Origin of the sequence: Streptomyces sp. NPDC048734, from assembly GCF_043198675.1 — a bacterium.
Classification (GTDB): Bacteria; Actinomycetota; Actinomycetes; order Streptomycetales; family Streptomycetaceae; genus Streptomyces.
The window spans coordinates 146,558-171,698 of record NZ_JBICUZ010000001.1 but is presented as its reverse complement, the minus strand read 5'-3'; the positions used below and the strand labels follow the sequence as shown (position 1 = coordinate 171,698).

Here is a 25,141-nt window from a genome sequence, read left to right as displayed (position 1 = left end):
TTTGTCTACCCCGGACGAGTGAGGACGCGGAAACGGGGCATCATGCCGACACCCCCGGAACACTCACGGAACGTCACAAGCGGTCGTCCGCCAGCAGAACCGGTCCACCCGGGGGCAGAAACGATCTGTCAGAAACGTCGGTCGTTCCGGGACACTGGGCAGTGGCTGCGGACGTCCGGGGGCAGCCTCTATGATCGGCAGACTTTCCTGCGCGGACAGAGATCGAGTGCACTGCGGGAGCGAGCGGTGAGCGGAACGTCCGAAGGGCCGACGCCCGCGGCAGACCTCGACCGGTCAGCCGTCACGGTGAGTGACATCAAGGCATCTACTCGTAGGGGTGCCGCCGAGGACACCGGCGGCGGGCCACCGGCCTACCGTTCCGTCTTCGCGGCCGCCCCCCTGGCCATGGCGGTCGTGGACCGGGAGGGCCTGGTCACCGACGCCAACGAAGCGCTCGGCGGGCTGTTGGCCGGCGGGCCCGCGGGGCTGGTCGGGCGGTCCGCCGCCGAGCTGCTGGACCTGGCCTCCGACGCGCGCACCTGGCACGCCTACCGGGAGGTGCTCCGCGGCCGCCAGGCGAAACTGCGCTGCACACGGCGGCTGAAACGACCCGACGGACGCTCGCTGTGGGCCCAGGTCACGGTGGCGCCGCTGGACGGCGGTGCGGGCGGCGTCCTGCTGTCGGTCACCGACGTCAGCGGTCACCGGGAGTTGCAGGCCCGGCTGCGCCACCTCCAGATGCACGATCCGGTGACCCGGCTGCCCAACCGCACCCTGTTCTTCGAGCGGGTGACGGGAGCACTGGAGGCGGAGTCGTTCGAGCAGAGCGGAACCGGCCGGATCGGGCTGTGCTACCTCGACCTGGACGGGTTCAAGGCGGTCAACGACACGCTCGGCCACCGGGTCGGCGACCAACTGCTGGCCGCTGTCGCGGAGCGGCTGACCGCGTGCGCGCAGGAGGCCGGGCGGACCCGGCCGGGCGTGCCGCTGGTGGCGCGGCTCGGCGGGGACGAGTTCGCCCTGCTGGTGGAGGACTCCACGGGCACCGAACAGCTCGCGGACCTCGCCGAGTCCGTACTGAAGGCGCTCCAGGCGCCGTTCGACCTCTCGGGGCAGCGGCTGAACGTCTCCGCGTCGATCGGGGTCGTCGAGCGGCACGCGGCCGGCACCACGGCCACCGGGCTGATGCAGGCGGCCGACACGACCCTGCACTGGGCGAAGGTGGACGGCAAGGACCGCTGGACGCTGTTCGACCCGGAGCGCAACGCGCACCTGACGACCCGTCAGGCACTGGCCTCCACCCTGCGGCCGGCCATCGAACGGGGCGAGTTCCGGCTCGACTACCAGCCGCTGGTGGGAATGTCGGACGGGCGGCTGCGCGGGGTGGAGGCACTGGTGCGCTGGGACCACCCCCGGTTCGGCCTGCTGCCGCCGAACCGGTTCGTCGCGCTCGCCGAGGAGGACGGCTCCATCGTGCCGCTGGGGCGCTGGGTGCTGGCCACCGCCTGCCGGCAGGCGCGGGCCTGGCAGTTGGCCCGTCCGGACGACCCGCCGCTGTTCGTGAGCGTCAACGTGGCGGTCCGTCAGGTGTGGGACTCCGACCTGGTGGCGGACGTGGCGGAGATCCTCGCCGAGACCCGGCTGGACCCGTCGCTGCTTCAGCTGGAGCTGACGGAGTCCGCGGTGATGGGCTCGGCCGGGCGCCCGCTGCAGGCCCTCCAGGCACTCAGCGACATGGGCGTGAACATCGCCATCGACGACTTCGGCACCGGCTACTCCAACCTGGCCTACCTGAGCCGGCTCCCGGTGTCGGTCCTCAAACTGGACGGGTCGTTCGTACGCGGCTTCCAGTACGAGGGCACGGGTGCGCCGCCCAATCCGGCGGACGAGGTCGTCGTCGAGGCGATGATCGCCCTCGCGCACCGGCTCGGGCTGACCGTGACCGCGGAGTGCGTGGAGACCCCCGCGCAGGCCGGCCGGCTGCGCCGGATCGGCTGCGACACCGGACAGGGGTGGCTCTACTCCCGCCCGGTGCCGCCGGACCGCATCTCCGAACTGATGGCCGGCGCGTCCTACGCCGTCGGCAACCCGTAGGCGTCCGCGACGAGTTCGTAGGAGCGCAGGCGCAGGTCGCCGCGGTGGGCGTGGCTGGTGAGCATCAACTCGTCGGCACCGGTGCGCTTGTGCAGGTCGTCGAGACCCGAGCGGACCTCGTCGGCCGTGCCGTGGATGATGTTCGCCGTCCAGGAGTCGACGAACTCCCGCTCCATCGGGGTGAATGCGTGGGCCTCCGCCTCCTGCGGGGAGGGGAACAGGCCGGGCCGGCCGCCGCGCAGCCGGACCATGTTCAGGCCGGTGGCCAGGACCTGGCGGCGCGCCTCGCGCTCGTCGTCGGCGGCGAGCACCGAGACGCCGATGAGGGCGTACGGCTCGTCGAGGACCGCGGACGGCCGGAAGGACTCCCGGTAGAGGTCGAGGGCCGGGACGGTGTTCTGGGCGGAGAAGTGGTGCGCGAAGGCGAACGGCAGGCCGAGCAGGCCGGCCAGCCGGGCGCTGAACCCGGAGGAGCCGAGCAGCCACACCGGCGGGCGGTGCCGGGACTGGACGCCGCCGGGGGAGGTGGCCTGGACGGGGCCGGGGACGGCGTGGATACGGCGGTAGGGGTGCCCGTCGGGGAAGTCGTCGTCGAGGAACCGGGTCAGCTCGGCGAGCTGCTCGGGGAAGTCGTCGGCGCCCTCGTGCAGCCGTTCGGTGCGGCGCAGGGCGGCGGCGGTGGCGCCGTCGGTGCCGGGGGCGCGGCCGAGACCGAGGTCGACGCGTCCGGGGGCGAGGGCCTCCAGGGTGCCGAACTGCTCGGCGATCACCAGCGGGGCGTGGTTGGGCAGCATGACGCCGCCCGAGCCGAGCCGGATGCGGCCGGTGTGGGCGGCGAGGTGGGCCAGGATCACCGCGGGCGAGGAGGAGGCGACGCCCGGCATCGAGTGGTGCTCGGCGACCCAGTACCGGTGGAAGCCGCGGGCCTCGGCGAGCCGGGCGAGGTCGACGCTGGTGCGCAGGGCGTCGGTGGCGGTGTGCCCGGAACCGACGGTGACCAGGTCCAGCACGGAGAGGGGGACGGGGGCGCTGCCGTGCACCGCGCCGCGGATCCCGTCGGCCGACACGTCACCGGCGGCCGCCGCGCCGGCCGCCGACTCGCCGGCCTGCGCCGCGCCGGCCCTGTTCTCGCCTGCCGCCGTCTCGTCTGCCGCCACGGGGGTTCCTCCTGCATCTCGGCGTGCACTGTCGTCCGTCGGACGCTAACAGGAGGCTGTCCCCGCTTATTCCCGGCCGGTGGCGAGGGGGGTGGTGCGAGGAGCGCCGATCCCTGTCGGGGCTGATGGGCGGGGCCCAGGGGGGTGGTGGTCCGGAATGTCGGGGGCCCAGGGGGCGACGATCGGGCGAAGGGCACCGGGTCCTGGCAGGCGGGTCCCGGGCACCCGGCCGACGCCGGTGGCGGGACCTCGGGCCCAGGAGGCGGCTGCTGGGCGCGGGGCCCCGGTCCCTCTAAGGCAGGCCGACGGGTGGCAGGCCTCGCGCACCCGGTTGCCGCTGGTGAGCGAGGATCCCCAGGTCCGGCGCGCGGCCCTTGGTCCATGAGCCCTTCTCCCCTCGACAAGCGGGGGCGCGGGCGCCCGGCCGGTGCCGGTGCCGGTGCCGGCACACGGTCGGTGGGCCGCGGGCGTCGGTGCTCCGGCGCTCACGCCTGCACGATCGGCTCCCGGGTGAACAGTGCTCCCAGGCCGGGTGCGTTGACCCGGCGGTCGGTCAGGCGCAGGGCCTCCCAGACGGTCACCTGGACGGCGGTGAGGACCGGCTTGCCGAGCTCCTTCTCCAGGGCGGGGAGGTGGGCGGCCGTGTGCAGGGCGGTGTCGGGGAGGAGGACCGCGTCCGCGTCGGGGGTGTCGGCCGCGCGGGCCAGGGCGAGCACCTCCGCCTCCCCCCAGGTGCCGACCTCGGCGGCGGTGCCGGGGCCGGAGCCGCGCAGTGCCGTCACCTCGACGCCACCCGCCCGCAGGAACCCGGCGAAGAGCCCGGCCACGTCGTCGGGGTAGGTCGCCCCGATCGCGACCCGCGCGGCACCGATCTCCCGTACCGCGTGGACGAAGCCGAAAGACGTGGAGGAGGCCGGCATCCCGGCGGCGCGGGCCAGTGCGCGCACCTGTTCGTGGGCACCCTCCCAGCCGTACACGAAGCCGGCGCTGGTGCAGGCCCACACGACCGCCTCGGCGCCGGACAGGCGCAGCTGCTCGACGCCGACCGCCAGGCGTTCGGGCGCGCCCAGCTGCCGCAGGGCGTCGACGCGGTGGGCGTCCTCACCGACATCCGTGTGGGCCAGGTCCAGCCGGATGTCGCTGCCCAGGAGCTGCTCGATGCGCGGGTAGTCGTCCTCGGCGGAGTGGCCCGGGTAGAGGAATCCGAGTGCGGTCATGTCCAGCCTTCCTGCTGTTCTTCCGGCAGTGCGGGGGCCGGTTCCGCGCCCCCGCGGCCGGCGGAGCCCGGTACGGCCCCATGGCTCGGGTACCCAATCGGCGCAGCGCCGCGCACTTCCTCACCTGGTTGGCCGAGATGACGCGGGGGCACCGCCCCCGCCTGGCGCAGGACGGCGCAACGGACCGTACGGAAGGCCGCGTTGACGACGGTGACTCCGGGCGGGAGCGTGCGTCCGGCCGAGGCCGGACGCCTCCGCCGCCGCCCCGGACCGCCACCTGCCGCGCCGCGCGTCCCGCGGTCCCTCCCCCGGCGGCCGAGGAGGCCTCGGCGCCGGCGCCGGGCCGAAAGTGATCCGCATGACCGGCATGAGGTCGGGGTAGCCGCGCGCCCATGGCTCGACCACACGCACATCGATCAGGAACCCCGGACAGATCCCGCTCGGGGATCGGCCGCCGATCACTGCTCGTCGGAGCGGTGTCGCTGGGCGCGGCGGGGAGCCTCGGGACGACCGGCTGCAGCCGCGTGCCGGACGACGGGAAGGTCCTGGGAGGCAGTCTTCTGGACACCCTGCGCGATCAGGGGTCCGTGAAGATCGGCATCGCCAGCGAGCCGCCCTTCGGTTACGTCGGGGACGACGGACGGGCCACCGGGGAGGCGCCCGCGATCGCGGAGGTGGTCTTCAAGCGGCTCGGCGTCGACGAGGTCAAGCCGGTGCCGGTGGACTTCGGTGCCCTCATACCCGGGCTGAAGGCGCGGCAGTTCGACGTGGTGTCCGCCGGCATGTACATCAATCCGGTCCGGTGCGAGCAGGTCCTGTTCGCCGACCCGGACTACCTGATGCTGGACTCCTTCATCGTCGGCAAGGGCAACCCGCACGGCATCAGAACGTACGCGGACGTCAAGAAGAAGGGGCTCACCCTGGCCTCCGGCAAGGCCTACGCCCAGATCGACTACGCCAGGGCCGCGGGCATCCGCGACGTCCTCGTGCTCCCGGACCAGGTGGCCGGCCTGGACGCGGTGGCCCAGGGCCGGGTGGACGCCTTCGCCGGCACCCGCATCACGGTCAAGTCGGCGGTGGCGGGTTCCGGGCGCGTGTCGGCGACCGAGCCGTTCCAGCCCGTGGTGGACGGCAAGCCCGCCTACGGCGCGGGCGGGTTCGCCTTCCGGCTGTCCGAGAAGAACCTCCGGGACGCCTTCAACGAGGAACTGCTGAAGCTCAAGCAGCAGGACTACCGGGAACTGCTGGAGATCGTCGGCCCCTTCGGTTTCGGCAGGGACGACATGACGGACCTCACGGCGAAGGAGCTGTGCGGCTGATGATGAGTTCGCAGTTCCTCACCACCTGGTTCCTGCCGGGCGTCTGGGTCACCGTCCAGGTCACCGTGTACGCGGCGGCCCTCGCCGCGGCCGTCTCGTTCGGGATCGGCCTGGCCCGCGGTTCGCGGCACTGGATCGTCCGCTTCGTCGCCGGGACCTACTTCGAGGTCTTCCGCGGCATGTCGGCGCTGGTGCTGATGTTCTGGATGTTCTTCGCCCTGCCCCTCTTCGGCTGGCAGCTGGTGCCCATGTGGGCCGGCGTCAGCGCGCTCGGCCTGACCTACGGCGCCTACGGCTCGGAGATCGTCCGCGGTTCCCTGGCGGCCGTCGCCCCGGCGCAGAAGGAGGCGGGCATCGCGCTCAACTTCACCCGCGGGCAGCGGCTGCGCCTGATCGAACTGCCCCAGGCGTGGCCCGCGATGGTGCCGCCGTTCAACAACCTGCTGATCGAGCTGCTGAAGGGGACCGCCCTGGTCTCGGTCATCACGGTGGCCGACATGACGTTCGCCGGCAACCTGCTCCGGCTGGGCACCAACGAGACCACCCCGGTCTACACCCTGCTGCTGGTCCTCTACTTCGTCCTCGCCTTCCTCCTCACCCGCGGCATGCGGCTGCTGGAGCGCAGGGCGAAGGCCGGCATCGGTCAGCCGCCGGAGAAGTCCGCCGGCACCACCGGGAAGCCCGGCGCCCGGGGCGAGGGCCTCCGCGCCGGTGCGCGGTCCGCGGGAGGTGCGCGATGAACTGGGACTGGAACGTCGTGGAGGACTTCATGCCGCGGTTCTGGGACGGCGTGCTCGTCACCCTGCAGGCCCTGGCCGCCGGCGCCCTGATCGCGTTCGTGCTGGGCCTGGTGTGGGCGCTGGCCCAGCGGTCCGCGCGGGTGTGGGTGCGCCGGCCGGTCGTCGCCGTCACGGAGTTCGTCCGCAACACCCCGCTGCTGGTGCAGCTGTTCTTCCTGTTCTACGTGGTGCCCGGCTTCGGCCCGTCGATGTCGCCGCTCACCACCGGCATCATCGGCCTCGGACTGCACTACTCCACCTACACCGCCGAGGTCTACCGCGCGGGCATCGACGGCGTCCCCGCCGGCCAGTGGGAGGCGGCCACGGCGCTGAGCCTGTCCAGGGCCCGCACCTGGCGGGCGGTGATCCTCCCGCAGGCGATCCGCCGCGTCGTCCCGCCACTGGGCAACTACGTCGTCGCCATGCTCAAGGACTCGCCGATGATCGCCACCATCGGCGCCTTCGACATGCTCGGCGAGGCCCAGTCCTTCAGCAACGAGACCTTCACCACCGAGGCGCTCACCGTCGTGGGCGTGGCCTTCATCGCCGTCGCCTACCCCGCCTCCCTCCTGATCCGAGCCCTGGAGCGACGCCTTGTCCGCTGAGACCAATGCCGCTGAGACCAATTCCGCCGGCACCGATGCCGTGCGGAACCCCGGCACCCCCGCCAATCCGCCCGTGGACGGCCGCGAGCTGATCCGCTTCGACAAGGTCACCAAACGCTTCGGCGACCACACCGTCCTCGACCGGCTCGACTTCCGCGTCGACTCCGGCAAGCACGTCACGCTGATCGGCCCGTCGGGCTCCGGCAAGACGACGATCCTGCGGCTGCTGATGACCCTGGACAGGCCCGACGAGGGCACGATCAGGGTGGGCGGCGAGTACCTGACCCACGAGGAGCGGGGCGGCAGGCTCGTGCGGGCCGGCGAGAAACACGTCCGCGAGGTCCGCAAGAACATCGGGATGGTCTTCCAGCAGTTCAACCTGTTCCCGAACATGAAGGTGCTGCGCAACATCACCGAGGCCCCGGTCACCGTCCTCGGCCTGTCCAGGGACGAGGCCGACCAGCGGGCCCGCGAGCTGCTCGACCTGGTGGGCCTGAGCGAGCACGTCGACAAGTACCCGACCCAGCTGTCCGGCGGCCAGCAGCAGCGGGTGGCGATCGCGCGGGCGCTGGCGATGCGGCCGCAGGTCCTGCTCCTGGACGAGGTGACCTCCGCGCTGGACCCGGAGCTGGTGGCCGGCGTCCTGGACGTGCTGCGGGACATCGCCCGCAGCACCGACATCACGATGCTCTGCGTGACCCACGAGATGAGCTTCGCCCGGGACATCTCCGACCAGGTACTGATGTTCGACTCGGGTCGCGTCATCGAGTCGGGCCCGCCGGAGAAGATCTTCAGCGAGCCGGAGCAGGAGCGGACGCGGGAGTTCCTCGGCGCCGTGCTCTGAGCCGGGGGCGGCGCTCGCGCCACGCCGTCGGCATATGACGGCGGAACAATCCCCCTGTTGAGAGGGCCGTAATCCGCTCGACGCACCTTCCCACGGGACCGTCGCCGGATATCGTGGAACCGGTTCACCGACCGGATTACGGCCCAGACAGCAAGCGCAGCCGACACAGCGAGCGCAGGGGGAACCGTGGCGCTGAGACACGAGCCGACCGCGCCGTACGACTCGACCCAGGACGCCCTGCGCGTCCTGGAGACGGTGGCCCGGCACACCACAGGCGTCACCGACGCCGAACTGACCCGCGAGACCGGCCTCGGCACGGAGCGACTGACCCCGCTCCTGCGGATGCTGCGCCGCGAGGGATACGTCGAGCAGGTCACGGACGGGGCGTACGTCACCGGCGCCGCCCTGACCCGCCTGGCGTCCGCCCACCACCACGAGGAGGCCCTCAGGGACCAGCTCCAGCAGACCCTGGACCGGCTGCGCGACTGCGTCGGCGCCGCCGTCTACATCAGCCGCTACGTCGACGGGGAGGTCACCGTCACCCAGTACGCCGACGGCCCGGCCACGCCCGCGGTCAACGAGTGGGTCGACTTCCGTTCCTGCGCCCACGCCACCGCGCTCGGCAAGAGCATTCTCGGCCAGCTCGACCACGACGGCCGGCGCGACCACCTGTCCCGGCACAAGATGGCCCGCCTCACCTCGCGCACCATCACCAGCGACAAGCTGCTGTTCTCCCGCCTGGCGTCGCAGCCGCCCACGGTGCCGGTGCTGGACCTCCAGGAGTACGCCGTGGGCACGGTCTGCGCGGCCGTCCCGATCACGGCCGGCTCCACCGCGGGCTGCCTGGCCCTGTCCCTGCCCGTCGAACACGCCCACCGCCTGCGCCGGGCCGCCGACACCCTGAACCGGAACGCGGCCCGGGTGCTGCTCTCGCTGGCCATCTGAACGGGCCGCCCCGCCGGTCGTCCGGGACGGCCCCGGACGACCGGCGGCACCTGGTCCGGAGCACCCCCGCGGACCGGGTAGTATTTTCTTCGTCGCAGGCCGCCGAAGGCGGAGGGCGAGAGTCATGCGCCGCTAGCTCAGTTGGTTAGAGCAGCTGACTCTTAATCAGCGGGTCCGGGGTTCGAGTCCCTGGCGGCGCACCGGAGAAGGGCCCCTCGTGGAGACACGGGGGGCCCTTCGGCGTGCGTGGCCCCGCCCGGAGCGGCGGCCCCTCCCGCGGCCCCGGGGGTCAGAAGGTGACGTCGGAGCAGGCGTAGAACGCGTTGGCCGTGTCGGCGATCGTCCAGACGGCGACGACGACGTGGTGCCCGCTCAGCCCGGACGGCAGGGTGCCGCTGTGGGAGAGGGTCTGGGGCGGACGCTGACCGCCGTAGGGCACCGTGAGGAACGGCGTCAGGTTGAGGTCGGAGCGGGCCAGGTCGTGGTTCTGGTTCCAGCCCGGCCTGGTGACGTAGTACCTGAAGTCGGTCGTGGCGTGCATGGCGGTGAACTGCCAGCGGAACGTGTAGGACCGGCCGCCGCTCACCCGGGTGGTCGGCCAGGCCGCGCCCGACGGGGTCCTCGGGCTGTCGAGCTGGGCGAACGGGGCATTGTTCGCCGAGCAGATCCGGCCGTCGGCCGGTCCGGCGGCCGGAAAGCCCTTGGGGCCCTCGACGCTCTGCGGCTCCCACTGGATGTTGCCGCAGTTGGCGACGGTGCCGTTCTGGCAGAGCTTCTGCCTGCTGACGGGGAGGTCGGTGTAGCCGTGGCCGCTCGCGCCTCCGGCGGTGAGCACGAAGGCTCCCGCCGTGGTGAGGCCGAGCGCGGCGGCGTACCACTTGGTCTTTTTGCTCATGCTGCCGCTCCTGGAGAACGTGGGGAGGTTCCGTGAGGCGTGCAGGTCTAGACCAAGTTCGAGATTATTGCCGACCGTTGAGCATGTCCATACCAATGGGGGGACTTGTTCGACGGGTCGTCAGGGCGACTGCTCCCCCCGTCCCGAGCAGAAGGCCACCGTCAGGTCCTTCACCAGCGCCTTGCGCTCGTAGTCGTCGAGTTCCACCAGCCCGCGCATGGTCAGCCGGGTCACCGTGTCCTCCACCGAGTCCACCACCGAGCCCAGCACCGACGCCCGCTGCTGGGCGTCCAGCGCGGCGATCCGGCGCCGGTTCATGGCGGCGGCCACCTCGGGGGCGTACTCGACGCGCAGCGGCTGCACCGAGTACACCTCCAGGCCGATCGCACCCGCGTCCCGCGCGACCCGCCGGGTCAGCGCCTCCCCGGACGCCTCGACCACCCCCCGCCCGGCACCCGGCGTCTCCACGGGGACGCGGGCGAGCGCCGCCTCGACGCACTCGCGCAGGTACGTCTCGTGGTCCTCCACGCCGAGCGTGGCCCGCGCGGTGTCCCGCACCCGCCACACCACGAGCGCCACCACCCGCAGCGCGACCCCGTTGCCGTCGGCCGCGGGCAGCGCCTCGCTGCGCCAGTGCCGCAGCCGTACGTCGACCCGGCGGCGCAGCAGCAGCGGGTTCACCCAGAGCAGGCCGGTGCGCCGGACCGTCCCCCGGTAGCGGCCGAACAGGCCGAGCACCCAGGCCCGCCCGGTCCTGCCGCGCGCCAGCCCGCCGAAGCCGAACAGGCCGAGGGCGCCCGCCCCCGCGTACGCCGCCCACTGCGCGGGGCCGAGCCCGGCCCCGGCCGACGCGGGCAGCGCGAGCGCCTCCGCCACCACCGGCGGCAGCACACCCGCCCACCACGAGGTGGCCGCGCAGCCCGCCGCCCCGCACGCCCCGGCGGCCACCCCGACCGCGCCGGGCAGCACGCGGCCGGGCCGCTCGACGAGCGCGGGGTCGACCTGCGCGACCGGCCGCGCCTTCACCGGAGCCGGCCGGCGCAGCCTCGGCTGCCCCCCGGTGCCCGCCCGGCTGCCCACGACGACGGGCCCGAGCGGCACCGGCCTCGGCTCCGGTTCGTCGCGGAACAGCAGATGGACGGGGATCTCGGTGGTCGCCTCGTTCTGGATCAGCCGGGCGGGCCGTGCCGGCCCCTCCGATTCGGGCGTCTGAGAAGTGGTCGTACTCATGCGTGCCTCCAGCCTCCGCGCCAGATACGCCATGACAGTGGATGGGGACGACCGTGGTCGTCGGGGCGGTCCGACGGCCGGGGTCGCCGTGGGCGGTCCGGCAACCCCGGCAACCGGGGTGGCCGGGCCGGTCCGACGACCACGGCCGCCGGGTGGTCCGGGTGGTCCGGAGCCGCCGGGTGGCCCGGGTGGTCCGGAGCCGCCGGGTGGCCCGGGTGGTCCGGAGCCGCCGGGTGGTCCAGATGGTCCGGGTGACCAGGTCGGGCCCGGCGACCGGATCGGTCCGGGCGACCGGGGTCGCCGCGCGCTCGTCCGGACGTCCGGGGTCGCCGGGCGGCGGGTGGCGGTCACCGGGCCGCGGGCCTACGAGAACAGCCGCCGCCAGGTCTCCGGCCCCGGGTAGCCGTCGGCCGCCCCGCCGCGCCAGCCCTGGGCGCGCTGGAAGGCCTCTACGCCCCGCCGGTCCGCCTCGCCCCAGCGCGGTCCGGGCCCCTTGGCGTAGTACCTGCCGAACCCTTTCTTCACCAGCTGCCTCCCCAGCCGGGTGACGTACGCGTTGTCGGCGCCGGGCCGGAACACGCCCCGGCCGGGATAGGCGGGGACGCTCGGGACCGGGGCGGGGGCGGGCGTCCCCACCGCTCCGGACCCGGCGGGGGCGATGTCCTTGCCCCTGCCGGTGGTCAGCAGCGACCAGGTCAGCGGGCCGGGCAGCCCGTCGGCGCCGGCACCGCTCCAGCCCTGGGCCCGCTGGAACGCCCGGGTGGCCCGCCGGTCGGCGTCCGACCAGCGCGGGCCGGGCCCCGAGGCGTAGAACCGCTTCGCGCCGCGCTCGACGAGGAGCCGGCCGAGCCGGGTGACGTGCTGGTTGTCGGCACCGGGCCCGAAGGCCGCCCGCCCCGGGTACGCGGGCGGCACGGCGCCGGAGCCGGGGTTGGCGCCGTCCCCGCCGCCCTCCTTTCCCGGGACCTGCGGCACCCCCGGGTCGGCGGTCAGGCCCTTGTAGCGGTAGGGGACGTACTTGCCGGAGCTGGTCCAGTACGCGTAGGGGGTGGCGATCCTGCGGGTGGCCGGGCGGGTCTGCTCGTAGGCGGTGTAGTAGCCCTGCGTGTAGTCCGTCCAGCCGCCGAAGAGGACGACGTGGGAGCCGTTCGTCGGGTCGGCCGGGTTGTGGAACAGCAGCATGTCGCCCGGCTGGAGCTCCTCCTTGGTGATCTCGGTCGCGTAGGTGTGGAGGCTGCCCGTCCACTCGTTCCCCGGCAGGTTCCAGGCCATGGACACATAGCCGGAGCAGTCCTGCCGGTAGCCGTCCGACCAGTACGCGCTCATGCTGTACGGCACCTTCGCCGCCACCCACTTCTCCGCGCGGTCGATGATCTCCGTCCGGGTGGTCGCCGGCAGCCGGACCGCACCGGCGGGCTTGCCGCCGGGCCCGTGCAGGGGCGCCTTCGCGCCCTGCGGGGTCTGGGGTCCGTCGCCCGCGGGGGCCCCCGGCCGGTCGGCGGCCTGCTGCGGGGCGGCCAGGACGGGGACCGCGTGACCGGTGCCGAGGACCGCGGAGGCCGCGGCCGCGACGACGACGGTGCGGTGGACGGCCGGGCGGCCACCGGTTCCGGCGGCCGGGAAAGCCGCTGCGGCCCGCCTCCGGTCGACGCATCCGGGGCATTCGCAGTCGCTCGCGGGTTCGAATTCCTCGAACACCGGAGCCGGCATGCGATTCCCCTCACATTGCAGATGGAAATGTCCGCGACTGTGCACGTTCGCCAGTCTTCACCAACTGCCTTGCCGACGCGCATGCTGACGGTCCGAATGATGTACGCGCACCCCTCCCGGAGGGGTGCGGGGCAGGTCGGGGGCCGTCCGGGCGTCAGGAGCACCCCCGGAGGTCATGTAGAGTTAACGTCGTCAGCAGGCGCCGCTAGCTCAGTTGGTTAGAGCAGCTGACTCTTAATCAGCGGGTCCGGGGTTCGAGTCCCTGGCGGCGCACAGACCAGAAAGCCCCTCGCGCGAGCGAGGGGCTTTCTGCTGTCTCGGGGCGCCGACCCGGGGCGCCCCCCGTGCCGCCCGTCAGGGCGCCGTGCCGGTCAGGTACGCCGACACGATCACGTTGGCCGTGTAGCTGCGGCTCGCCCGGTCGAAGGTGCCGCCGCAGGTGATCAGCCGCAGCTCGGCGCGGCCCGACTCGCGGGTGCCGTAGGCCTGGCGGGCGTCGAAGCGGTCGCGTTGGACCACGGCGACGTCGTCGACGGTGAACTCGGCGACCTTGCCGTCGTCGCGGACCACCCGGATCGTCTCGCCGGCCGCGAGCGTGCTCAGCTTGTAGAAGACCGCGGGGCGGGTCTCGGTGTCGACGTGGCCGACCATCAGCGCGGTACCGGCGGCGCCGGGCTTGACCCCGGCCGCGTACCAGCCGACGACGCCCGCCTGGTCGTAGGGCGGCGCGGCGATCGCGCCCTGCGCGTCCAGGCCGCGGGCCACGACCGGGGCCTGCACGCCCAGCTGCGGAACGTCCACGCGCTGCGGCAGCGCGGCGGCCAGCGGCCGGGCGGCGGGCGGCAGCTCGGCGTCGGCGGGCCGGCCCACCGCGGCCACGTCACCCGTGGCGGTGGCGGCGCCGGGCCGCACGTCGGTCACCTCGCGCCCCCACAGCCACAGGCCGAGCAGCAGCAGCGCCCAGGCCAGGCCGATGAGGAGCCGCCCGGAGCCACGTTCCCGTTCGGACATGGTCATTCCGTCCCCCGGCGGCGCCGCCGGGTCCCGCGCAGCACCACGGCGACGGCGGCGGCGCCGGCCAGGAGCAGACCGGTGACGGCGTGGGCGAGGCCGGGGCCCTCCACGCGGGAGTCGTCATCGGCAACGGCCAGGGGCGCCGCGCCTCCGCCGCCCGCCCGGACCGGCGCGACCGGGGACGCGGGGGCGGTCGGCCGGGCGCCGGCCGCCACGACCTTGATCGCGCCCTTGACCTCGAAGTCGGCGCAGACGACCGTCACGCGGTAGGAACCGGGGGCGAGCGAGGTGCGGATCCGGGTCTCGCCGGACAGCGAGCCGCCCTGGCCGCCCGGGCCGACCAGGTGCGCGTCGGAGACGAACGCCTCGGACTCCGCGGTGGCCTTCCTGCCCGAGCACCCGGTGACCTCGAGGGCGACCTCGGCGCCGGGGGCCGGGGTCGACGGGGTCACCGAGACCCCGCCCGCCGGGTTCGTGGCGTACGCCGTCGGAGTGAGGGTCGCGGCGACGACCGCGACGCCCGCACAGAGTGTGACTTTGAGTGGACCCATCGTGAACCTCCCAGTACCTGGAGGCTCCCCCGCGCGCCGGTGCCCCGCATCTCCAGCGGGGCACCACTGCTCCGTCCGGGTCATTTCCGCCCGGTGACAGGTTTCAGATCCGGTCGACGAGGTCCGCGATCGAGTCGACCACCTGCGACGGGCGGTACGGGAAGCCCTCCACGTCCTCGGGCCGGGTCAGGCCGGTGAGCACCAGGAACGTCTGCATCCCGGCCTCCATGCCGGCCAGCACGTCGGTGTCCATGCGGTCGCCGATCATCGCGCTGCTCTCGGAGTGGGCGCCGATCGCGTTCAGTCCCGTGCGCATCATCAGCGGGTTGGGCTTGCCCGCGAAGTAGGGCTGCTTGCCGGTCGCCTTGGTGATCAGCGCGGCCACCGCGCCGGTCGCGGGCAGCGGCCCCTCGGTGGAGGGGCCGGTCTCGTCCGGGTTGGTGCAGATGAAGCGGGCGCCGGAGTTGATCAGCCGTACCGCCTTCGTCATGGCCTCGAAGGAGTAGGTGCGGGTCTCGCCGAGGACGACGTAGTCCGGCTCGTGGTCGGTGAGGATGTAGCCGATGTCGTGCAGCGCCGTGGTCAGACCGGCCTCGCCGATGACGTACGCCGAACCGTCGGGCCGCTGGTCGTCCAGGAACTGGGCGGTGGCCAGGGCCGAGGTCCAGATGTTCTCGATCGGCACCTCCAGGCCCATGCGGCGCAGCCGGGCGTGCAGGTCGCGCGGGGTGTAGATCGAGTTGTTCGTCAGCACGAGGAAGGGCCGGCCCGACTCGCGGAGCTTCTTCAGGAAGGAGTCTGCGCCGGGGATCGGGACGCCCTCGTGGATGAGCACCCCGTCCATGTCGGTGAGCCACGACTCGATGGGCTTGCGGTCTGCCATGTGGTGCGTCTCCTGGCGTGCGTACGGGCGGTGCGGGGTCGCCGGAACCACGGCGTACCGACGCACCCCAGCCTAGTCAGGACCACCTGATCCGGACCCGGCCGATCACCAGGTGAACCGGGCGAGGCTCCGGCGGGGCCCCGGCGAGGCCCGGCCGCACCCCGGCGCCCCCTCGGCGGTCTCCCGGCGGCGGTCCCTCAGCGGCGCTTGCGGAGCACGACGAGGGTGGCGCCCGTGGCGAGGAGACCGGCGGTGACGGCGAGGGCACCGGTTGGGGAGGAGAGACCGGTGAGGGCCAGTTCCTGGGCCTCGTCGGCGAGGGAGGACGGGGCGGAGGGAGAGGAGGAGAGGGCGGGGGTGGCGGTGGAGGTGGGGGCGGGAGTGGAAGCGGTGGAGGTCGGGCGGGGAGCGCGGTCGGGCTCGGACTCGGACTCAGCCTCGTTCTCCTTCTTCTCCTTCTCCTTCTCCTTCTCCGTCTCGGACTCCTCCTCGGCCTCCGTCTCCGTCTCGATGGCGAATCGGTAGTCGTTCGACTGCCCGACCCACTCGCCGTCGTCGCCCTGGCGCTGGACGACCGCCGCGTTGGCGGTGACCTGGTTGGGCACGGCGTCCGAGGTGAGCGAGAGGCGCAGCTTCACGGTGAGGGTCCGGCCCGGGGGGACCGTGAAGCCGGGGAAGGGGGCCGGGCGCTCCGCGGGCCCGGCGGGTTCCTCCGTCGCGCCGGGGACGTCCGCGAGCGCTCCGACGAGTTCGTCCTCGTCGGTCGTCTCGAAGCGGACGGGGTGCGGGTGGCCGCCGACGTAGAACTCCAGGTGGGCCTGGGCCGGCTTCAGGGCGTGCGCGGAGTCGACGAGGACGACGACCGGGTGCACGGCGGCGCAGGTGCGGCGGGTGGTGTTGGTGAGGTCGAGGAACCAGGTGCCGTGGCCGCCCCCGGCACGGTAGGAGTCGGGCCCGCCGTGGAGCCGGGTGGTGAGCGGAAAGTCCCCCGCGTCCGCCCCGGCACAGCTCGGCACGGCTTCCGCGAGGGCGGGCCCGGGCAGCAGGACGGCGGCTGCGGCGAGGCAGAGGAAGACGGGCGTGCACGGTCGCATGAACACGTGAGCCTGCCGCAGGGGGGTGCCGCCCGGGGGCTGCCGCACCGTACGGCCGTGCGAATGCATTCGTTCGGCGGAGGGAACCGGTTCCCCTCAGGCGCCAGACCGTCTCATACGTCCGTCCGCCCGAACACCGGCCCCAGGAGCAGGTGGGCGGCGCCCTCCGCCACCCCGGCCGGGCCGCCGGAGCCGTCGGACCCGCCGGGCGCGAGTCGTACGGGTACGGCGAGGTCCGGGGAGCCCTCCCGGGCGGCGCGCGCGGCGAGGACCGCCGCGACCCCGGCCACGAAGGGGTCCGGGGTCGCGGTGATCGCGCGACCGCCGAGGAGGACCTGGTCGATGTCGAGCAGACCGGCGAGGTTCGCGGCGGCGGCCCCCAGCACCCGGGCCGCCTCCGCCACGTCACCCCGGTCGATGGCCGCCAGGCACAGCGCCTCGACGCAGCCGCGGTCGCCGCAGGGGCAGGGCGGCCCGTCCAGCTGGATGACCTGGTGGCCGAACTCCCCGGCGCCGGTGCGCGCCCCGCGGTGCACCCTGCCGTCGATGACCAGACCGGCGCCCAGCCCCGTACCGAGGTGGAGGTAGGCGAAGGAGCCGCGTTCACCGGCGACGGCGAGGCCGAGGGCGGCGGCGTTGGTGTCCTTGTCGACGACCACCGGCACACCGAGCCGCCGTGCCAGCGCGTCCCGCAGGGGGAAGCCGTCCCACTCCGGGAAGCCGGTGACGCGGTGCAGGACGCCGTGGGTGTGGTCGAGCGGGCCGGGCAGGGCGACGCCGACACCGAGCAGCCTGGATGCCTGCGCCTGCCCGTGCCCGTGCCCGTGGACCGGCTCCTGCCCGTGCCCGCGCCCGCGTACCGGCCCCTGCCCCTGCCCCTGCTCCTGCTCCCGCTCCCGCTCCCGCTCCCGCTCCTGCTCTCGTTGCCGCTCCTGCCCCTGCCTCACCATCGCGCCGACGCCCCGTTCCACCGCCCCCAGCACCGCCTCCGCCCCGGCCCCCAGGTCTAGCGGGCCCCGGCGCTCCCCGACCACGCTCCCGTCGAGGTCCGTGAGGACGATCCGCAGTTCGTCGCGGTCGAGGTGGACGCCGACCGCGTGGGCGGCGGCCGGCACCAGCCGCAGCACGGTGCGCGGCTTGCCGCCCGTGGAGGCGCGGCGGCCGGCCTCCGCCGCGAGGCCCTCCTCCCGCAGCCGGGCGGTGATCTTGCTGACGGCCTGCGGGGTGAGGCCGGTGCGCTCGGCGAGTTCGAGCCGGCTGATGCCGTCCGGTCCGGCCGTGCGCAGCAGGTCGAGCACGAGCGCGGCGTTGTGACTGCGCACGGCGAGGAGGTTCGCGCCGACGGCACCCCCTGTCGTGCCGGCCCCTGTCACGCCGCCCACGCCGCGGATGTCTCCAGGACCGCTCGGGCCGTCCGTCCCGCTCCTGCCGCCTGCCGTGCCGCCGTTCGTCCTGTTCACGCGCCCATTCTCCCCCGCGCTTGCACTTTGGCAACAGCGTTGCGAAAGTAGGTCGCATGACTGGTACTCCCCTCCGCGTGGGCCTGATCGGCTACGGCCTGGCCGGCTCCGTCTTCCACGCCCCGCTGATCGCCGCCACCGAGGGCCTCGTCCTCGACACGGTGGTCACCTCGAACCCCGAGCGGCGGGAGCAGGCCCGCGCCGGGTTCCCGGACGTACGCGTCGCCGGCACCCCCGACGAGCTGTTCGCCCGCTCCGGGGACCTGGACCTGATCGTCGTCGCGTCCCCGAACAAGACGCACGTGCCGCTCGCCAGGACCGCCCTCGAAGCGGACCTCGCGGTCGTCGTCGACAAGCCGGTCGCCGGTACCGCCGCCGGGGCGCGGGAGCTGGCCGGCCTGGCCGAGCAGCGCGGGCTGTTCCTCTCCGTCTTCCAGAACCGCCGCTGGGACAACGACTTCCTCACCCTGCGCTCCCTCCTCGCCGAGGGCGCGCTGGGCGACGTCTGGCGCTTCGAGTCCCGGTTCGAGCGGTGGCGGCCGCAGCCGAAGGGCGGCTGGCGGGAGTCCGGCGACCCGGCGGAGATCGGAGGTCTGCTGTACGACCTCGGCAGCCATGTCGTCGACCAGGCGCTGGTCCTCTTCGGCCCGGTCACGCGGGTCTACGCCGAGGCGGTCGTCCGCCGCGCCGGCGCGGAGACCGACGACGACACGTTCCTCGCGCTCACCCACGCGAACGGCGTCCGCTCCCACCTCTACGTCTCCGCGACGACCGCCCAGCTCGGCCCGCGGTTCCGGGTGCTGGGCTCGAAGGCCGGCTACGTGAAGTACGGCCTGGACCCGCAGGAGGCGGCGCTGCGCGACGGCGGGCGGCCCGGCGCCGGCTGGGGCGAGGAGCCCGAGGAGCTGTGGGGGCGCGTCGGCTCGGGCGAGTCCCCGGCGACCGGCGGCGGACGGGCCGTGCGGACCCTGCCCGGCGACTACCCGGCCTACTACGCTGCGGTGGCGAAGGCACTGACCGACGGCGGTCCCAACCCGGTGACCGCCGCGGAGGCGGCCGCCGCGCTCGACGTCCTGGAGGCGGCCCGCCGTTCGGCACGAGACGGAGTGGCGGTGTCGCTGTGACGCACGAGATCACCCCCAGGTTCACCCCGGAGATCGCTCCCACCCTGGAGGAGTTGCAGGCGCAGGAACGGCGTCTGGTGTTCCGGCAGTTCACCTTCGACGACGCCTGGGCGCTCGGCTCGCTGCTGGTGGAGCTGGCCCGCGAACGGCAGGCCCCGGTCGCCGTCGACATCCACCGCGCCGGCCAGCAGCTCTTCCACGCGGCCCTGCCCGGCTCGGCCCCCGACAACGACGCCTGGATCGCGCGCAAGCGCCGGGTGGTGGAGCGCTACGGCGCCTCGTCCTACCTGGTGGGCTCGCGCCACCGCGCGAAGGGCACGACGTTCGAGGAGTCCTCGCGCCTGGACCCCGACACGTACGCGGCCCACGGCGGCTCCTTCCCGATCACCGTCGAGGGCGTCGGGGTGGTCGGAGCGGTGACGGTCTCGGGCCTGCCGCAGCTGGAGGACCACCGGTTCGTGGTCGAGGCCCTGGAACAGTTCCTGGAGAAGGACCTGGGCTGAGACGCCGTTCGAGGACGCGGGGGGGGCGTGCCGGCGTGCGGCCGTGCCGTGCCGCCTGCGGCTGTGCCGCGTCGGCGCGGACGGCGCGGGGTCGCCGTACCGGCGGACGGCGCGGGGTCGCCGTACCGGCGCGGACGGCGCGGGGTCGCCGTACCGGCGCGGACGGCGCGGGGTCGCCGTGCCCCCGCGCCCTCGGCGCCTCAGGCCTTTCCGAGTTCCTGCCGCTGCCGCCCCAGGCCGTCGATCTCCAGCTCGACCACGTCGCCCGCCCGCAGGTACGGCTTCGGCTCGGGCCGGCCGAAGGCGACCCCGGCCGGTGTCCCCGTGTTGATGACGTCACCGGGGTGCAGCACCATGAACTGGCTGACGTAGCGGACGACTTCGCCGACGGGGAAGATCTGGTCGGCGGTCGTGCCGTCCTGCTTCAGCTCGCCGTTGACCCACAGCCGCATCCCCAGCGCCTGGGGGTCGGGCACCTCGTCGGCCGTCACGAGCCACGGGCCGAGCGGGTTGAACGTCTCGCAGTTCTTCCCCTTGTCCCACGTGCCGCCCCGGTCCATCTGGAACTCCCGCTCGGAGACGTCGTGCGCGACGGCGTACCCGGCGACGTGCGCGAGCCCCTCCGCCGCCGACTCCAGGTAGCGGGCGGTACGGCCGATGACGACCGCCAGCTCCACCTCCCAGTCGGTCCTGGTGGACCCGCGCGGCACGAGCACGGTGTCGTACGGCCCGACGACCGTGTCCGCCGCCTTGAAGAAGACGACGGGCTCGGCAGGCGCCGCGGACCCCGTCTCGCGGGCGTGGTCGTGGTAGTTCAGCCCGATGCACACGACCTTGCCGATCCGGCCGACCGGCGGGCCGACCCGCAGCCCGGTCGCGTCCAGCGCGGGCAGCTCGCCGGACTCACCGGCTGCGCGGATCCGGCCGAGCGCCGCGGCGTCGGCGAGCAGGGCGCCGTCGATGTCGTCCACGAGGCCCGACAGGTCCCTCAGGGTCCCCCGGGCGTCGAGCAGCGCGGGACGCTCCGCGCCCGCCGTACCGACTCGCAGCAGCTTCATGATCACAGTCTCCCTCGATCGCGGCCGCCCGCCGACGGGTGCGGCCGTCGGAGGACTGATCGATCGTCCAAGCTGTCTGTCCACTCCGCAAGACCCGGTTCACGTACTGGACCGTCACCGTGGGGCTCGTCACGGCGGGGCCCGTCACCGGTGGAGCAGCGCCCGCTCGGCCACGCTCCACGCCGTGCTGGTGACGACGTACAGCGCGGCGGCCAGCGGTACGACGGCGACGGTGACGAGGGTGAAGAAGGACAGGAACGGCATCGCCCTGGTGACCGCGCCCAGGCCGGGCACCTGCTCCCCGCCGGCCGCCGCGCCCGGCGCCGGGTTCCCAGCCGTCGCGTTCACGGCCATCGCGTTCACGGCCATCGTGCGCCGGGCGAGGCGGTAGCCGACGGTGGCGACGGCCGTGACGACGGCGAACAGCGCCAGGTAGACGAGTCCTGCCCCGCCGAACACCCCGCCGGCGGCGAGGGCGTCGGTCCAGCGGTCGCCGAGGGGCGCGTCGAGGAGCCGGTGGGTGAGCAGGCCGTTGGTCTCGCCGCCGATCGTGGAGTGCGAGAAGACGTAGTAGAGGAGGAGGAAGGCGGGTGCCTGGAGGAGGCTCGGCAGGCAGCCGGACAGCGGGGACACCTGCTCCCGGGCGTGCAGTTCCAGCACGGCCCGCTGGAGCTTCTCCGGGTCGCGAGCGTGCTTGGCGCGCAGTTCGGCGATCCGCGGCTGGAGCGCGGCCCGAGCCTTCTGGCCGCGGGCGGCGGCCCGTGACAGGGGGTGGACGAGCAGCCGTACGAACGCGGTGAACAGGACGATCGCGGCGGCGGCCGCGGAGGCGTGGAAGAGGGGTTCGAGCAGTTCGGCGAACCGCTCGACGAGATGAACGAAGAGGGAGAAGAAGGCAGGGAAGACGGACATGGGTACGGAGCCCTCCGGGGGTCTCGTCGTGCCGGGACGTGGATACGGCGGCATGACGGCCCGCGCGGGGGCACGCCGTGGTCAGCGGTGTGAGCCGGGTGGGGTGATGTGGCTGGTGCCCCGGATGGTGACCTGGGTGCCCTAAGCGACGGCCGTCGGGAGGGCCTGTCCGGGTGCCCTGGGCCGGGGCCGTCCGGAGGCGTCGGGATCGCGCTGCGGCAGGAAGGCGGTACGGCGGTCGCGGTCGCGGACGGCCGTCCGCACCCGGGTGCGCGGCACGGCGGGAGCACAGCGCGCGGCGACGAGCGAGCAGAGCGCGAGGGCGGCCCCGGCGGCGGCGGTCGCGGCGAGGGCGACGGTCGAGGAGAGGCTGCCCGCGTCGATCAGGGCGAGCCCGAGAACGGTGAGGAGGAGGGCGACCGCGGGCCGGCGCCGCAGCAGGGGGGTGTCGAGCATGGCGCGGATCACCGTGGCCCCCTCCTGTTCGCGTCGCCGTTCATATCGCCCTTCACGTAGCCGTTCACGTCGCTGTCCTTGTTCGGTTATACCCGAACGGGTCGGGGCGCGGGGCAGTACCCGGTCGCCAACCACCCACGAGCGGGCTTCTGTTCGCCCCGTCGAACCTTCCTCCGCTGGTTTGAGGAAGGGCTGTCGGAACCCTCGACAACACCACGCCCCGCCCCCGATGCTTCGTGACGCGCGCACGCACCCACGTTCCCGCAACGAGCCACGAGCCACGAGTGACGGTGCCCGGTCTGGACGGCCGGTCCCCGTCCTCGGTTCACGGACGCCGCCGGTGGGACGACCGGCACGTCCTCAGTCGAGTGAAGCGGAGAGGTCATGATCCGACGCAGAACCCTGCTGGCGGCCACCGGCGGCGCCCTCCTCGGCACCGGCCTGGCGGCCGGCACGGCCCGCGCCGACGCGACGGTCGGCGTCAACCCGTCGACGAACCACGGCACGTGGGAGGGCTGGGGCACCTCCCTCGCCTGGTGGGCGAACGTCTTCGGCGCCCGCGACGACTTCGCCGACATCTTCTTCACGACCAGGTCGGTGGCCTACGGCGGCCGGACGCTCCCCGGCCTCGGCATGAACATCGCCCGCTACAACCTGGGCGCGTGCAGCTGGAACAGCGTGGGCGGCGAGTCGATGGCGGTCTCCCCCAACATCCCCGCGTTCAAGCAGATCGAGGGCTTCTGGCAGGACTGGAACAACGAGGACCCCGCCTCCTCGGCGTGGAACTGGTCGGCGGACGCCAAGCAGCGGGCCATGCTGACGAAGGCGACCGCGCGGGGCGCGACGACCGAACTGTTCGCCAACTCCCCCATGTGGTGGATGTGCCTGAACCACAACCCCTCGGGCGCGGCAGGGGGCGGCAACAACCTCCAGTCCTGGAACCACCGCCGGCACGCCTCCCACCTGGCCGCCGTCGCCCTGTACGCGAAGAACAACTGGGGGGTGGACTTCGCCACGGTCGACCCCTTCAACGAGCCCTCCTCGTCCTGGTGGACGGCGACCGGCACCCAGGAGGGCTGCCACATGGACGCCGGCGTCCAGGCGGCCGTACTGCCGCACCTGCGCAGCGAGTTGGACAAGCGCGGCCTGACCGGCACCCGTATCTCCGCCTCGGACGAGACGAGTTACGACCTCGCCCGCACGACGTGGAACTCCTTCGGCGCGTCCACGAAGGCCCTGGTGGACCGGGTCAACGTGCACGGCTACCAGGGCGCGGGCGGCCGCCGGGACCTCCTCCACACGGACGTGGTCACCACGTCCGGCAAGGCCCTGTGGAACTCCGAGACCGGCGACAACGACGGCACCGGCCTGTCCATGGCGAGCAACCTGCTCTACGACTTCCGCTGGCTGCACCCGACGGCCTGGGTGTACTGGCAGGTCATGGACCCGTCGACGAACTGGGCGATGATCGCGTACGACGCGGCCACCCTGCGGCCCGGCGCGGTCACCACGAAGTACTACGTGATGGCCCAGTTCAGCCGCCACATCCGCCCCGGCATGACGATCCTCGACACCGGCGTCAGCTACGCGGTGGCCGCGCTGGACAGGGCCGCGCGGCGCCTGGTGATCGTCGCCGCCAACACCTCCGCGTCGGCCCAGACCCTGACCTTCGACCTCTCCCGCTTCACCACCGTGACCGGCGGCTCGGGCGGCCTGGTCCCCCGCTGGAACACGGTGACCTCGGGCGGCGGCGACCTGTACACGGCCCGCTCGGACACGTACCTGTCCGGGAAGACGGTCAGCGTGCCGTTCGCGGCGGGCGCGGTGCAGACGCTCCAGGTGGACGGGGTGACGGTCTAGGGGGCCTGGGGATCCCGGGGCGCCCCTCCCCGGCGCCCCGGGCCTCAGGCCGGCTCCCCGTTCCCGTCCCCGCCCCGGCCTGCGGCTGTCTCCTCTTCGTCACCGGTCGGCAGTACGGTGTCACCCATGCGCCCCGACACGCCCGCCGAGAACGTCGACCACACCACCGAAGCGGCACGCCTGGAGCGGACCGCCGGCCTGTACCCCGAGGACGCCGAGGCCCTGCTCGTCCAGGCCGCGGCCCACCTGGAACTGTCCGGCGACCGCCCCGCCGCGACCACCCTCTACGACCGCCTGCTGTCGTCCCCGGCCGGCCTGGACGCCCCGCACCTGGTCCGCGCCCTCAAGGCCTCGAACCTGTGGGAGTACGGCCACGAGGCCGAGGCCCGCGCGATCATCGACGGCATCCGCGCGGCCGCCCCGCGGGACCCGGCCCCCTGGGTGATCGTCGCGGAGTCCCTGGAGGCCCACGACGAGCTGGAGGCGGCGGAGGCGACGTTCACCGAGGCCGTACGGCTGCTGCTGACGGACGTGGCGGAGCCGCCGTACGCCACGCACCCCCTGCTCTTCGGCCGCCACCGCGTCCGCCGCATGCTGGGCGCGGCCCACGACGACTGGGACACCCTCGCCGACGCCGTGAACTCGTCCCCCGTCTCCCTGGACGAACTCCACGACCCCAAGCGGGTCTGGTCCCTCGGGTCCGACAACCCACTGGAGCTGGAGGCCGAGATCTCCCGCCTCCGCGCCGAACTGGGCACCTTCCGCGAGGCCCTCTCCCGCCCCTTCCCGGTGGCGGTCCTGCACTGGCCGGCGGACGAACTGGCGGAGCTGGTGTCGGCCTACCCCACCCTGGCGGACGAGTACCCGTCCCACGAGACCCACCTCGCGGTGATAGAGGCCTCCCTGCGCGAACTGGCCGCCTCCGGCACGGGCAACCTGGGCATCGTGACGGGCACGGTCCCGTCGTACGAGGCCTTCGCCGCCTCGGAGGGCACCTCCCCGGGGGACGCCGACCTGCTGCCCCAGTACGCGACGATCCTGGCGGCGCGGGGAAGGGCGGTGGCTTGGCCGCCGGGGCGGGGGGCGGAGTGTTGGTGCGGGTCGGGCAGGACGTACGAGAAGTGCCACGGCGCCGAGGCCTGACCTGCCACCCGCCTAACCACCCGGCGTGCAGGCGAGACGTACCCCGGGCCGCTACGCAGCAACCCAGGGGCCACCCACTCGGGACCGCGGTTCTCCGGGCCGCTCGCTCGCTTCCTCCCCTTGCTGGAGCGGCCCGGGTCAAAGGTGGTCCGTAGACCATCAGCACAGCCAACACGGAACACGACGGAGTGGAAGCGCCCTTGAGGCGGGCCGCGGAAGCACGACGCTGCGGAGGAAGTGGGCGGCCGTACGGCGCCTGTTAACGGCGGGCCGCCGAGACGCCATACC

Annotated in this window: 23 protein-coding genes and 2 tRNA genes; 12 read left to right on the top strand and 13 right to left on the bottom strand. The window is 73.7% G+C overall.

Annotation, left to right across the window (positions count from 1 at the left end):
- Positions 1–246: 246 nt before the first annotated feature.
- Positions 247–2,094, top strand: a complete 1,848-nt coding sequence (locus ACGFQC_RS00790) for an EAL domain-containing protein (protein WP_363088461.1) — start codon at positions 247–249, stop codon at positions 2,092–2,094.
- Here ACGFQC_RS00790 and ACGFQC_RS00785 read toward each other — a convergent pair.
- Both ACGFQC_RS00785 and ACGFQC_RS00780 read right to left on the bottom strand, forming a co-directional pair.
- Positions 2,073–3,161 (bottom strand): LLM class flavin-dependent oxidoreductase, encoded by a 1,089-nt coding sequence (locus ACGFQC_RS00785; protein WP_363088615.1) that lies wholly within the window; start codon positions 3,159–3,161, stop codon positions 2,073–2,075. The genes ACGFQC_RS00790 and ACGFQC_RS00785 overlap by 22 nt on opposite strands.
- 575 nt (positions 3,162–3,736) lie before the next feature.
- Positions 3,737–4,468: a decarboxylase gene (locus tag ACGFQC_RS00780; RefSeq protein ID WP_363088462.1), complete on the bottom strand. Its 732-nt coding sequence runs from the start codon at positions 4,466–4,468 to the stop codon at positions 3,737–3,739.
- Positions 4,469–4,860: 392 nt separating this feature from the next.
- Between ACGFQC_RS00780 and ehuB the strand changes: the two genes are divergently transcribed.
- The 6 genes from ehuB (at position 4,861) to ACGFQC_RS00750 (ending at position 9,160) form a co-directional block, all read left to right on the top strand.
- The gene (gene ehuB / locus ACGFQC_RS00775) at positions 4,861–5,787 is read left to right on the top strand and encodes an ectoine/hydroxyectoine ABC transporter substrate-binding protein EhuB (RefSeq protein ID WP_363088463.1); all 927 of its coding nucleotides are present in this window, start codon (positions 4,861–4,863) and stop codon (positions 5,785–5,787) included.
- Entirely contained in the window at positions 5,787–6,527 is a 741-nt protein-coding gene (gene ehuC / locus ACGFQC_RS00770) for an ectoine/hydroxyectoine ABC transporter permease subunit EhuC (RefSeq protein WP_363088464.1), read from the top strand. Before ehuB ends, ehuC begins: the two co-directional genes overlap by 1 nt.
- Positions 6,524–7,171, top strand: coding sequence for an ectoine/hydroxyectoine ABC transporter permease subunit EhuD (gene ehuD / locus ACGFQC_RS00765; RefSeq protein ID WP_363088465.1), 648 nt, complete (start codon positions 6,524–6,526; stop codon positions 7,169–7,171). The genes ehuC and ehuD overlap by 4 nt, the downstream gene beginning before the upstream one ends.
- Positions 7,172–7,244: 73 nt before the next feature.
- Positions 7,245–8,015, top strand: a complete 771-nt coding sequence (gene ehuA / locus ACGFQC_RS00760; RefSeq protein WP_363088616.1) for an ectoine/hydroxyectoine ABC transporter ATP-binding protein EhuA — start codon at positions 7,245–7,247, stop codon at positions 8,013–8,015.
- A gap of 186 nt (positions 8,016–8,201) precedes the next feature.
- Positions 8,202–8,960 (top strand): IclR family transcriptional regulator C-terminal domain-containing protein, encoded by a 759-nt coding sequence (locus ACGFQC_RS00755; protein ID WP_363088466.1) that lies wholly within the window; start codon positions 8,202–8,204, stop codon positions 8,958–8,960.
- Positions 8,961–9,086: 126 nt separating this feature from the next.
- Positions 9,087–9,160: transfer RNA gene (locus ACGFQC_RS00750), tRNA-Lys, on the top strand.
- 89 nt (positions 9,161–9,249) lie between these two features.
- Here the strand turns inward: ACGFQC_RS00750 and ACGFQC_RS00745 are convergent.
- The 3 genes from ACGFQC_RS00745 to ACGFQC_RS00735 all read right to left on the bottom strand — a co-directional run bounded on the left by ACGFQC_RS00745 (position 9,250) and on the right by ACGFQC_RS00735 (position 12,795).
- A complete protein-coding gene (locus tag ACGFQC_RS00745) occupies positions 9,250–9,855 on the bottom strand; it encodes a lytic polysaccharide monooxygenase (protein ID WP_363088467.1) in 606 nt (201 codons plus the stop codon).
- 120 nt (positions 9,856–9,975) lie between these two features.
- Positions 9,976–11,085: an SPFH domain-containing protein gene (locus ACGFQC_RS00740; RefSeq protein WP_363088468.1), complete on the bottom strand. Its 1,110-nt coding sequence runs from the start codon at positions 11,083–11,085 to the stop codon at positions 9,976–9,978.
- Between the two features lie 363 nt (positions 11,086–11,448).
- Positions 11,449–12,795 carry a peptidoglycan-binding protein gene (locus ACGFQC_RS00735; protein WP_363088469.1) on the bottom strand — a complete coding sequence of 449 codons (1,347 nt, stop codon included), beginning with the start codon at positions 12,793–12,795 and terminating at the stop codon, positions 11,449–11,451.
- A 199-nt stretch (positions 12,796–12,994) separates the two neighbouring features.
- Here ACGFQC_RS00735 and ACGFQC_RS00730 point away from each other — a divergent pair.
- Positions 12,995–13,068 (top strand) — tRNA-Lys (locus ACGFQC_RS00730).
- Positions 13,069–13,149: 81 nt separating this feature from the next.
- Here ACGFQC_RS00730 and ACGFQC_RS00725 read toward each other — a convergent pair.
- The 5 genes from ACGFQC_RS00725 to ACGFQC_RS00705 form a co-directional block, all read right to left on the bottom strand.
- Positions 13,150–13,806, bottom strand: a complete 657-nt coding sequence (locus tag ACGFQC_RS00725) for a class F sortase (RefSeq protein ID WP_363088470.1) — start codon at positions 13,804–13,806, stop codon at positions 13,150–13,152.
- 2 nt (positions 13,807–13,808) lie between these two features.
- The gene (locus tag ACGFQC_RS00720; RefSeq protein ID WP_363088471.1) at positions 13,809–14,360 is read right to left on the bottom strand and encodes a hypothetical protein; all 552 of its coding nucleotides are present in this window, start codon (positions 14,358–14,360) and stop codon (positions 13,809–13,811) included.
- Positions 14,361–14,463: 103 nt separating this feature from the next.
- Positions 14,464–15,243: an HAD-IIA family hydrolase gene (locus ACGFQC_RS00715; protein WP_363088472.1), complete on the bottom strand. Its 780-nt coding sequence runs from the start codon at positions 15,241–15,243 to the stop codon at positions 14,464–14,466.
- A 197-nt stretch (positions 15,244–15,440) separates the two neighbouring features.
- Complete coding sequence (locus tag ACGFQC_RS00710; RefSeq protein WP_363088473.1) at positions 15,441–16,343, bottom strand: hypothetical protein; 903 nt, start codon at positions 16,341–16,343, stop codon at positions 15,441–15,443.
- 107 nt (positions 16,344–16,450) lie between these two features.
- Positions 16,451–17,797 carry an ROK family protein gene (locus tag ACGFQC_RS00705; protein WP_393287431.1) on the bottom strand — a complete coding sequence of 449 codons (1,347 nt, stop codon included), beginning with the start codon at positions 17,795–17,797 and terminating at the stop codon, positions 16,451–16,453.
- A 56-nt stretch (positions 17,798–17,853) separates the two neighbouring features.
- Between ACGFQC_RS00705 and ACGFQC_RS00700 the strand changes: the two genes are divergently transcribed.
- Together ACGFQC_RS00700 and ACGFQC_RS00695 are read left to right on the top strand one after the other, a co-directional pair.
- The gene (locus tag ACGFQC_RS00700) at positions 17,854–18,921 is read left to right on the top strand and encodes a Gfo/Idh/MocA family oxidoreductase (protein ID WP_363088474.1); all 1,068 of its coding nucleotides are present in this window, start codon (positions 17,854–17,856) and stop codon (positions 18,919–18,921) included.
- Entirely contained in the window at positions 18,918–19,424 is a 507-nt protein-coding gene (locus ACGFQC_RS00695) for a heme-degrading domain-containing protein (RefSeq protein ID WP_363088475.1), read from the top strand. The genes ACGFQC_RS00700 and ACGFQC_RS00695 overlap by 4 nt, the downstream gene beginning before the upstream one ends.
- A gap of 200 nt (positions 19,425–19,624) precedes the next feature.
- Here ACGFQC_RS00695 and ACGFQC_RS00690 read toward each other — a convergent pair whose 3' ends face one another.
- The 3 genes from ACGFQC_RS00690 to ACGFQC_RS00680 form a co-directional block, all read right to left on the bottom strand.
- Entirely contained in the window at positions 19,625–20,482 is an 858-nt protein-coding gene (locus ACGFQC_RS00690; protein ID WP_363088476.1) for a fumarylacetoacetate hydrolase family protein, read from the bottom strand.
- 144 nt (positions 20,483–20,626) lie between these two features.
- A complete protein-coding gene (locus tag ACGFQC_RS00685; RefSeq protein ID WP_363088477.1) occupies positions 20,627–21,394 on the bottom strand; it encodes a membrane protein insertase YidC in 768 nt (255 codons plus the stop codon).
- A 141-nt stretch (positions 21,395–21,535) separates the two neighbouring features.
- Positions 21,536–21,850, bottom strand: coding sequence for a DUF6412 domain-containing protein (locus tag ACGFQC_RS00680; RefSeq protein WP_363088618.1), 315 nt, complete (start codon positions 21,848–21,850; stop codon positions 21,536–21,538).
- A 384-nt stretch (positions 21,851–22,234) separates the two neighbouring features.
- On the opposite strand from ACGFQC_RS00680, the gene ACGFQC_RS00675 reads away from it, so the two are divergent.
- Positions 22,235–23,710 carry a beta-1,6-galactanase gene (locus ACGFQC_RS00675; protein ID WP_363088478.1) on the top strand — a complete coding sequence of 492 codons (1,476 nt, stop codon included), beginning with the start codon at positions 22,235–22,237 and terminating at the stop codon, positions 23,708–23,710.
- 126 nt (positions 23,711–23,836) lie between these two features.
- A complete protein-coding gene (locus tag ACGFQC_RS00670; RefSeq protein WP_363088479.1) occupies positions 23,837–24,853 on the top strand; it encodes an SEC-C domain-containing protein in 1,017 nt (338 codons plus the stop codon).
- Positions 24,854–25,141 lie beyond the last annotated feature (288 nt).

Excerpts from the sequence above, each read along its gene's own strand:
- ACGFQC_RS00780 (WP_363088462.1), bottom strand. The coding sequence starts at position 4,468 with ATGACCGCACTCGGATTCCTCTACCCGGGCCACTCCGCCGAGGACGAC.
- ehuB (WP_363088463.1), top strand. The coding sequence starts at position 4,861 with ATGGCTCGACCACACGCACATCGATCAGGAACCCCGGACAGATCCCGC.
- ehuC (WP_363088464.1), top strand. The coding sequence starts at position 5,787 with ATGATGAGTTCGCAGTTCCTCACCACCTGGTTCCTGCCGGGCGTCTGG.
- ehuD (WP_363088465.1), top strand. The coding sequence starts at position 6,524 with ATGAACTGGGACTGGAACGTCGTGGAGGACTTCATGCCGCGGTTCTGG.
- ACGFQC_RS00745 (WP_363088467.1), bottom strand. The coding sequence starts at position 9,855 with ATGAGCAAAAAGACCAAGTGGTACGCCGCCGCGCTCGGCCTCACCACG.
- ACGFQC_RS00740 (WP_363088468.1), bottom strand. The coding sequence starts at position 11,085 with ATGAGTACGACCACTTCTCAGACGCCCGAATCGGAGGGGCCGGCACGG.
- ACGFQC_RS00735 (WP_363088469.1), bottom strand. The coding sequence starts at position 12,795 with ATGCCGGCTCCGGTGTTCGAGGAATTCGAACCCGCGAGCGACTGCGAA.
- ACGFQC_RS00725 (WP_363088470.1), bottom strand. The coding sequence starts at position 13,806 with ATGTCCGAACGGGAACGTGGCTCCGGGCGGCTCCTCATCGGCCTGGCC.
- ACGFQC_RS00720 (WP_363088471.1), bottom strand. The coding sequence starts at position 14,360 with ATGGGTCCACTCAAAGTCACACTCTGTGCGGGCGTCGCGGTCGTCGCC.
- ACGFQC_RS00715 (WP_363088472.1), bottom strand. The coding sequence starts at position 15,243 with ATGGCAGACCGCAAGCCCATCGAGTCGTGGCTCACCGACATGGACGGG.
- ACGFQC_RS00700 (WP_363088474.1), top strand. The coding sequence starts at position 17,854 with ATGACTGGTACTCCCCTCCGCGTGGGCCTGATCGGCTACGGCCTGGCC.
- ACGFQC_RS00690 (WP_363088476.1), bottom strand. The coding sequence starts at position 20,482 with ATGAAGCTGCTGCGAGTCGGTACGGCGGGCGCGGAGCGTCCCGCGCTG.
- ACGFQC_RS00685 (WP_363088477.1), bottom strand. The coding sequence starts at position 21,394 with ATGTCCGTCTTCCCTGCCTTCTTCTCCCTCTTCGTTCATCTCGTCGAG.
- ACGFQC_RS00680 (WP_363088618.1), bottom strand. The coding sequence starts at position 21,850 with ATGCTCGACACCCCCCTGCTGCGGCGCCGGCCCGCGGTCGCCCTCCTC.
- ACGFQC_RS00675 (WP_363088478.1), top strand. The coding sequence starts at position 22,235 with ATGATCCGACGCAGAACCCTGCTGGCGGCCACCGGCGGCGCCCTCCTC.
- ACGFQC_RS00670 (WP_363088479.1), top strand. The coding sequence starts at position 23,837 with ATGCGCCCCGACACGCCCGCCGAGAACGTCGACCACACCACCGAAGCG.